The sequence below is a fragment of the Holdemanella porci genome (assembly GCF_019052655.1).
In the GTDB taxonomy this organism is placed as follows: Bacteria; Bacillota_I; Bacilli_A; order Erysipelotrichales; family Erysipelotrichaceae; genus Holdemanella; species Holdemanella hominis.
This window is the reverse complement of sequence record NZ_JAHQVB010000073.1, coordinates 1-8,781: the sequence shown is the minus strand read 5'-3', so window position 1 is coordinate 8,781 and position 8,781 is coordinate 1. Positions and strand designations below refer to the sequence as shown.

Below are 8,781 nucleotides of genomic sequence, written 5' to 3'. Positions count from 1 at the left end.
CAATTATGAGTCGTAATCCACGTATTGACAATAGGAGGTCACTTCATATTATCTCTTTACAATCTTCGCCAAAGACATATTTAAAGGCGAAATCATTTAATAAATTTGCACTCCTCATGAGCATCTCTTTTCTAGTAGGCACTTTCTACATACTTATATACGAAATTTATTAAACTATTTTAGAAAAGATGAAAAAAATGCATCCTTAAACAGATGCATTATAATATGTCGCAATATCACTCTCTGAAATATAGCCACACTCAGCCATCGCCTTTAATACGGCATATTGTTTTTGTTTGGCTTGGGCAAAATGATAAACTAATTCATAATTATTTGGCGATTGGGGAATCCCTGCAAGTAAAGAAGCCTGCGCTATAGTCAGATCTTCTGGATCTGTATCAAAATATCCATAACTTGCTTCATAGATACCTGTATAGTTATTTCCATAATTGATCACATTCACATATAGGGCAATGATTTCATTTTTAGAATAATGCTTCTCCAAATAACGCGCTACAAATAATTCTGTACTTTTACGATCCCACGTACCATCAAACATACCATATAAATTTTTAGACAATTGCTGCGTAATCGTAGAACCACCACTCTTTAATAGATCATCATCAAATTGGGATACAAGTGCACGCATAAGCCCAATATAATCAACGCCTCTATGATCATAAAAACGACGATCTTCTATTGCCACTGTTGCCCGTACGAGTTCAGGTGATAAATCATCATATCCGACAAAAGTAGATCTAGATGTGACTTCACTTACCACATCATCCACAGATTGAGATTGTGTTAATTCTAAATAACCCCAATATCCTTTGCCAAAAAAGATGCCTACAAAGGCAATAATCAAGATTAATAATAATTTAAATATAAACTTAACAAACTTTTTCATACCTAAACATTAACATAAGAAAAAGAACTTGTAAAATTACAAGTTCGTAAGATTAATCCTTTAAAGTCACGTGTGAATCATCTTTAAAGATTGAATTTGCCGCAATCTGACCACGCACACGAGATAGTGGATATACATTTGTGTGTGGACCAATAATCGTTCCTGGACAAAGTACAGAGTTACATCCAACTTCTACATAATCACCCATAAAGGCACCGATTTTTCTTAATCCTGTTTCAAATTCTTCAACCACATTATAATTTTCATCTTTTCTTCTTAAGATGATATTGTCACGAGCACTCTTTAAATTACTTGTGATACCCCCAGCACCCAAGTGAGAATGATATCCAAGAATACTATCTCCTACATAGTTGTAGTGAGGTGTTTCTACATTGTCAAATAAAATACAGTTCTTTAATTCCACACTATTACCAACTACGCAGTTTGCGCCCACTAAAGCACTTCCACGCACAAAAGCACAATGACGAACCTCTGTTTCAGGACCAATGATGCATGGAGCTCCTAGATATGCACTTTCAAAGACATTGGCACTCTTGTGTACCCATACATGTTCTTTGACTTCCACATAATCTTCTCCTAAGTTTTTACCCAGTTCTAAAATCAAGTCTTTGATTCCCGACAAAGCTTGCCAAGGATATTCAAACTTTGCTAAATATTCTTTTGCCAAAGTATGATCTAAATCATATAATTCGCTTATTTTGTACATAAAACTTCCCTCTTTCTTACCACTCAGGTTCAAATTTTAATTCAACCTGAACGTCATCTTCATTTATATCTAAAATCGCATAGCTACATGGCTTTCCATCTCTAGAATGCGATAAAGATCCTGGATTTACTAATGTAACACCATCGAAACGATCTAAAAAGGATACGTGTGTATGTCCAAAACATACAATGTCACAATTCAATTCTTTAGCACGATTCACCAGTTGCTCACTTCTTAAAAAATAAGAGAACCGATGAGAATGTGTTACATAAATTTGATGTTTACCAATCGGTATGATTCTTTCATTTTCAAAACGACCAAAATAATCATTGTTTCCACGCACAATGATATAGCCTGGAAAATTCATCGGATCATCCTCTAAATCACCACAATGAATAAACAATTTCGCATTTGGATGTTTTTCCTGGATTGTTTTTAATATATCGTTTCTTCCATGAGAATCACTCACAACTACTATTTTCATAAAGTCTTTTACTCCAATTCATCCGGAAATGACATTTGTTCCATACCCTTGCCGCTATCATGCATTAATTTTGCGGTTTTTACACCCACATAACGAAGCATAAAAGGCTGATACCAATGTCCCGTCTTCTTTTCTTGTTCCTGTTGGTAACGAATTACAAAACCATAGCGATACGCATTTTCTTCAATCCATTCCATACGCTTTTTACTTTCTTCAGACAGTTCTTCTTCGACTTTTGAATAATCATATTCATCATCGACATATTGCCTACATAGATCGATCCATTCATCATGGCCCTCTAATACAATCGTATACCCGAGTTGCTGCTCATTTTTGCCGGCACTAAACATATAGTGGTCAACACCCTCATATTCTTTGGATGCATTGACATATTGATCTAGAATTTGTTCATAATTCAAATAACCACTGACCAAATTCAAATGATCCTGACCATCCATAACAGACGCATACGAATCTAACATATTCGTTAGATCTTCGACCATACATATTTGAACAAAGATAGTATTAAATGTCGTAATCTTTTCTGGTATATACTTATATACCGTATTTTCCTGATTTAATACAGCATACGGATTGGTTGGATCAGCAATCAATCTTAAATCTGAATATAATACAGCTTCGTTTTCATAGAACGTCGTTAAATCAATATATGAATAGTGCATCAACATTTGTTTTAAAGAATCATACGAAAAATTCTTTCGAAAACGATTCACAAAATTGACGATGTATTCATTATCTGCATCCTGCGTTTCCTTGGCTTCTTTATAATATAACGTATTTTTTAAATCGAAATCTTTCAACTCTATAAAATCCATAAATTTATCCGGAGTAATATGTTGATTTACCAAATAATCAATATCATCACTATCTAGATATTTTAATAAAACATCACGATTTTCATCGGTTGTATAAGGATATCGAGCTAAAGGATCGTACGATTTATCCATAGTATATAGACAATATAAGCCAACCGCTAGACAAACCACAATCAATAAAATACGTGCTCGCAATTCTTTTTTACTAATCAAAATAAGTACCTCACGCACCCCATTATACTAGACTATTACTTCTCATGCAAACGAGCATATAGAATCTTAGCCACATCTTCTGGAATCACTTCACTCAATTGTTCTACACTCGCAAGACGCATCTGCTTCATGCTTTTAAAATGCTTCAACAATTCCTTTTTACGCTTCGGCCCAATACCACTCACCGTATCCAATACAGATTTTGTCATAGACTGATTTCGAAGTTTTCTATGATATGAAATCGCAAATCGATGCACTTCATCCTGCATACGTGTTAATAAGAAGAATAAGCTCGATTTGGAATCAATCTGAATTTCATTTAAATTCACATCCATCAACGCTCTTGTCGCATGCTTATCATCCTTTACAAGTCCTGCCACTCTTAAATCAAGCTGCAACATATCTATAATTTCTTTGGCCGCAGCAATCTGTGCAGCACCACCATCCACCAACAATAAATCTGGCATCGGCAAATGTTCTTTCAACAATCGAAAGTATCTTCGATAAATGACTTCTTTCATACTGTCCACATCACTGCGATACCCATCTAATTTATAATGACGATATGAATTCTTATCGGGTAAGCCATCCTTAAAGACAACCAAACCACTCACATTAAACGTACCTTGGATGTGGGAGTTATCAAACATTTCAACCGTATGAATATCCGCATTGAATATTTTTGACAACATTTCATTGGCCTGACGCAACTCATTATCCTTACGAAATACCAGTTTAAACTTCTGTTCATGTGCTTCCTTTGCATTTTTATAAACTAAATCTATCAGTTTCTTTTTTTCACCACGAACTGGAATATGCACATTCGTATTTAAAGCTTCCTTTAAAACATCCACAGGCGTTCCGGACGGCACCAAAATTTCTTTTGGCACCACATTTTTTTCATAATACTGCATGATAAAGCTAGTAAAGGCATCCATCTCATCTTCATATAACGGTGTAATTGACATATTTCTCTCCAATAATTTTCCTTGACGAATAAAGAAACCTTGAAAAGAAATATATCCAGAATCCACATAATATCCAAATACATCACGATTAGCACGATCTTTAAAGTCAATCGTCTGTTTTTCAATGACATGCTCTAATGCTTGGATCGTATTATAGATTTCCTGTGCTTTTTCAAACTGCAAGTTTTCACTGGCCTCCATCATTTTAGCCTGCAAAGAATCCATCACCTCTTTGGTGTCTCCCTGCAAAAACTTCTTAATTTTTTTACGCGTCACTTCGTTTTCCTTAGGATCAATCTCATGAATACAAGGTCCTAGACATTGGTGCATGTGATAGTACAAACACGGAGAATCTGGAATATGACGACATTTACGTACGCAAAAGATCTGATTGATCAATTTCACGATTTCATAAGCCGACTGACTACTTGGATACGGCCCAAAATATTCACTCTTTTTATTTTTGATATTTCGTGTTGTACGCACCACAAAATTATTCTCTTTTGTAATCTCAATATATGGATATGTCTTATCATCCATAAACATGATGTTGTAAGGTGGCGTATGTTTTTTTATTAAATTGATTTCTAATAATAAAGCCTCTTTTTCACTGCCCGTCACGATAAATTCAAAATCACGAATGTGCGACACTAAACGCGTCGTCTTATTGTTGTGGGTACCATGAAAATAAGAACGCACACGATTCTTTAATACTTTGGCCTTTCCCACATACAATATATTCTGATTTTCATCTTTCATGATGTAACAACCAGGAGAATCTGGAAGTAAGGCTAATTTATCTTGTAAATGTTTAGAAACACTCATTTTATCCCCTACTTTAATATAACGATAGTTGCACCAAGTCCACCTTCACTTGGACCGGCACTGTTAAACTTAGAAACATTTGGTTGTTTCTTTAAATCCTTCCATACGGCTGTACGCAAAGCACCCGTACCCATACCATGAATGATACGTACTTGTTTAATGTGTTTAACGACAGCTTGATCTAAATATTTATCTAAAGCAGCAACGCCTTCTTCAACACGCATTCCAATTAGATTCAACTCCAAAGGAAAACGACTGGATACCGATTCTACATGCGCTTTATAAGTTGCTTTCTTGATTTGTGGCTTATGCATAGGCTCCAACTTAGAAATTTTCACCTTCATCTTCATACCATTCGTTAAAACGGTAGCTTCATTTCTTCGAATATCCACAATTTCACCATGCGAATTTAAACCTATGATTTTTACATAATCACCAACCTTAAATTCTTTCTTATCGTCTTCGATTTCTTCAACATGCTCATTTAAAAGATCTAGTTCATGCATCTTTTCAATCTGCTTATGCTGCTTACCCGTCTTTTCTTTACGAAGCACAGTTAAGATTTCTTTGGCCTCTGCCTTTTTCTTTTCGAGCATCTCATTCAATTGTTCCTGATACGATGCATCCAATTGGGCCTTACGCTTTTCGATTTCTTTTTCTTTTTCGTAAGCCTCCTTTTGAACGCGGTGCGCATCTTCAATCAATTGATTAAAACGCTCCTTTTGTTTCAAGACATCATTTTGAAGTTTTTCTAATTTCTCCAATTCTTTTTCTGTCTGCTTTTCATTTTCATTCTTCAAAAAATCCGCTCTTTCTAAAATGGACTCTTCTAAATTGTATTCTCTGGCAATATGAAAGGCATAACTTGCTCCAGATACACCAGGAATATATTTATAGGTTGGCTTTAATGTTTCTGGATTAAACTCAACACTCGATACTAATACAGAATCATTTGCTTTTCCATATGTTTTTACTTGCGAATAGTGAGTTGAAGTAATGATCGTACTTCTTTTTGAAATCAAATACTCTAAAATCGCAACCGCAAGACTGGCTCCTTCTAATGGATCGGTACCATTTCCAATTTCATCCAATAAGATAAAACTATTCTCATCACTCTTCTGACAAATATGAGACAAACGAGAAATATGACTTGAGAAAGTCGATAAGTTATTTTCAATGGACTGATGATCTCCAATGTCAAAATACATCGATTGATAGAATGGTAGAATGGCTTTATGACATAATACGGGAAAGGCTGCATGGGCCAAAGCCACAAAGAGTCCAATTGTCTTTAATGTGACAGTCTTACCTCCCATGTTTGGTCCTGAAATCATAAGGCAAGCTTGTTTATCATTTAATTCATATGTGTTACAAACCACTTTCTTTTCATCAATCAAAGGATGTTTGGCATGTTCTAAATACATAGAGTGATCTCTTGATTGTAAAGATGGAATGCATCCATCATAGCGCACTGCCCATTTTGCCTTTGTGAAAGCTACATCAATTACAGTTAATGTTTCTAATGCCGAAGTTAAAGACAACGCATTTTTCTTAACTTGCATCGACAATTCCCTACAGATTCGCTTCTTTTCTTCTTCAATACGAATCATCAAAGAAGAAATCTCATTATTATCAGCTACAAAGCTGGATGGTTCAACATAATAGGCGAGTCCTGAACTTGATTGTCCATGAATCATACCGCCAAAGGCATTCTTGTCTTGGGCACGAACCAAGACAACAACACGTCCAGATACAGTTGTCGTCATATTTTCCATAAGTTTTAAACTGTTCTTCTTTAAAAACTGTCTTGATTTTGATTGTAATGCTAAGCGCGTATCTACCAACGCCTTATGCATACTTTTTAATGCGGGTGTCGCATCTTCTTTGACTGATCCTGTTAGATCAATCTTTGAAATGATAGAATCCATCAAACGTGTACATCCATCCATAGATTGAGCTAAATTTGTCAGTTTTGGATAGTCAGATTCATCCAGGCTTTGTTTGGCTTGTTTAACAGCCGTTAAAAAATGGTAGATGGAAATCAATTCTTTACTTGTTAGTGTCATCTGTTTCGAAGCTTTTGAGACTGGTAAAGAAATATCATTCGCTCCTGATAAAGAAAGTAAGCCTCCGGCTTGTTCAAACTGAATGGCTTCTTTGGCATAGTTTAATTGTTCTTGTATTTCTAATTTATCAAATACAGGTAACGCATTTAAAATTTTTTCTTTGGCGCAAGAAAAGCTAGAAAATGCAGAAACCTGTGTTAATACACTTGAAAAATCAATAGCCTGGTTTAATTCGTTTCTAAAATTTTGTTCCATAAAATACTCCGTTCTCACCTATTTTAACACAAAATTTATGGTAAACTAAATAAGGTGATTAAAATGGCAACATTGACAAAGAATATGACAAAAGAAGAGATCTTTCAATTAAAAAATAGATTATCTCCTTTTATATTAAAAGAAAGTACACCACAGTATACGTACTATCAAATCAAGACGAAAGAATGTTCGATTACGGCATATACAAGTGGTAAAGTTGTATTTCAGGGAGCCGATCTTTCTTGGTTAGAACCAAAACAAACAAATAGTGAAGCACAAGATCAAGCGGGCAGCGATGAAGTGGGTACTGGTGATTATTTTGGTCCAGTTGTAGTGGCTAGCTGTATTGTCACAAAAGAGGCTCGAAAAAAACTTGCACATCTTGGCATTCAAGATTCAAAGCAGGTGGATGATGTTAAGATTCGTAAGCTTGCACCTATCATCAAGGAAGTGTGTCCACATAGTATTTTGATTGTTCCCAATACAAAATATAATGACATGCATGATACTTGTAATATGGTGGATATGAAGTGTCGCCTGCATAACCAGGCTTATGTAAATTTGGTGCATAAAGGATATACGCTTCCTAAGCAGATTGTTATTGATCAGTTTGTGCAAGAAAAAAGTTACTATCGCTACTTACAAGGCTTTCCTGAAGTCATTAGAGGTATCACTTTTGAGACCAAGGCCGAAAACAAATACCTAGCAGTAGCTTGTGCGAGTATCCTGGCAAGAAATGCCTTTCTAGAAACGTGGGATCTTATGGAAGAAAAATATGATTTTAAATTTGAGAAAGGTGCCGGAAGCAAGGTGGATGTGTGCGGCAAGAAATTCGTACAAAAATTTGGAAAAGAAAAGCTTTACCAAGTGGCAAAGCTTCATTTCAAAAACACACAGAAGATTGGAGTTTAATTTCCAATCTTTTTTGTCTTCTTCGATCATTTTCAACTAAAGAATACTATCACTCTTTATCTTCATACATCTTTTGATCGCTTCTTGTAAAGTTTCAGATAGATTTGAACAAGTTTCTTTCCACACACAACCTGTCGCAACACTGATTTCTAATTCTTTCATTCGTTTAAGTAATTTTGCATATTGATCAAAGAATAAGAGTTCGGATACATCTTGTCCAATGACCACAAACTCATCTCCACCTACACGATAGGAATTATCTAAGAAGATTTCTTGTAGAGCATATGATGCAGTAATAATGAGTGTATCACCTGCGATATGTCCTATTTTATCATTAATTTCTTTAAGTCCATTTAAATCTTCATTAAGTTCATCAGATTTTTTAGAAATTCTACGAACTATTGTGATATAGAATCCACAATACAATAAGAGAATCAATATTTCACAGATGACCATGACCATATAATTCTTTTTCAGTGTCAAAACACTCGCAAAAGCATCCTCTTCATTTACCATAACTAAAATAAAAAGTCTGGTACTACGTCAAGAAAAAGGACTCATAAAATAGATAAATTTTAAATTCTAATG

8 protein-coding genes are annotated in these 8,781 nt (G+C 35.0%); 1 reads left to right on the top strand and 7 read right to left on the bottom strand.

Annotated elements, in window-relative coordinates:
* Positions 1 to 205: 205 nt before the first annotated feature.
* The 6 genes from KTQ83_RS10330 to KTQ83_RS10305 are packed head-to-tail and all read right to left on the bottom strand — an operon-like array spanning position 206 to position 7,281.
* Entirely contained in the window at positions 206 to 907 is a 702-nt protein-coding gene (locus KTQ83_RS10330) for a biosynthetic peptidoglycan transglycosylase (RefSeq protein ID WP_186998821.1), read from the bottom strand.
* Positions 908 to 959: 52 nt separating this feature from the next.
* Entirely contained in the window at positions 960 to 1,634 is a 675-nt protein-coding gene (locus tag KTQ83_RS10325; RefSeq protein WP_186998820.1) for an LbetaH domain-containing protein, read from the bottom strand.
* Between the two features lie 16 nt (positions 1,635 to 1,650).
* Positions 1,651 to 2,118, bottom strand: coding sequence for a metallophosphoesterase family protein (locus KTQ83_RS10320; RefSeq protein ID WP_186998819.1), 468 nt, complete (start codon positions 2,116 to 2,118; stop codon positions 1,651 to 1,653).
* An 8-nt stretch (positions 2,119 to 2,126) separates the two neighbouring features.
* Positions 2,127 to 3,167, bottom strand: coding sequence for a D-alanyl-D-alanine carboxypeptidase family protein (locus KTQ83_RS10315; RefSeq protein WP_227402459.1), 1,041 nt, complete (start codon positions 3,165 to 3,167; stop codon positions 2,127 to 2,129).
* 35 nt (positions 3,168 to 3,202) lie between these two features.
* A complete protein-coding gene (uvrC, locus tag KTQ83_RS10310) occupies positions 3,203 to 4,960 on the bottom strand; it encodes an excinuclease ABC subunit UvrC (RefSeq protein WP_217256756.1) in 1,758 nt (585 codons plus the stop codon).
* A gap of 8 nt (positions 4,961 to 4,968) precedes the next feature.
* Entirely contained in the window at positions 4,969 to 7,281 is a 2,313-nt protein-coding gene (locus KTQ83_RS10305) for an endonuclease MutS2 (RefSeq protein ID WP_217256755.1), read from the bottom strand.
* Between the two features lie 63 nt (positions 7,282 to 7,344).
* Here KTQ83_RS10305 and rnhC point away from each other — a divergent pair, with 63 nt between their 5' ends.
* Complete coding sequence (gene rnhC / locus KTQ83_RS10300; protein ID WP_186998816.1) at positions 7,345 to 8,193, top strand: ribonuclease HIII; 849 nt, start codon at positions 7,345 to 7,347, stop codon at positions 8,191 to 8,193.
* A gap of 36 nt (positions 8,194 to 8,229) precedes the next feature.
* On the opposite strand, the gene KTQ83_RS10295 is transcribed toward rnhC, so the two are convergent.
* The gene (locus KTQ83_RS10295; RefSeq protein ID WP_217256754.1) at positions 8,230 to 8,709 is read right to left on the bottom strand and encodes a diguanylate cyclase; all 480 of its coding nucleotides are present in this window, start codon (positions 8,707 to 8,709) and stop codon (positions 8,230 to 8,232) included.
* Between the last annotated feature and the right edge of the window lie 72 nt (positions 8,710 to 8,781).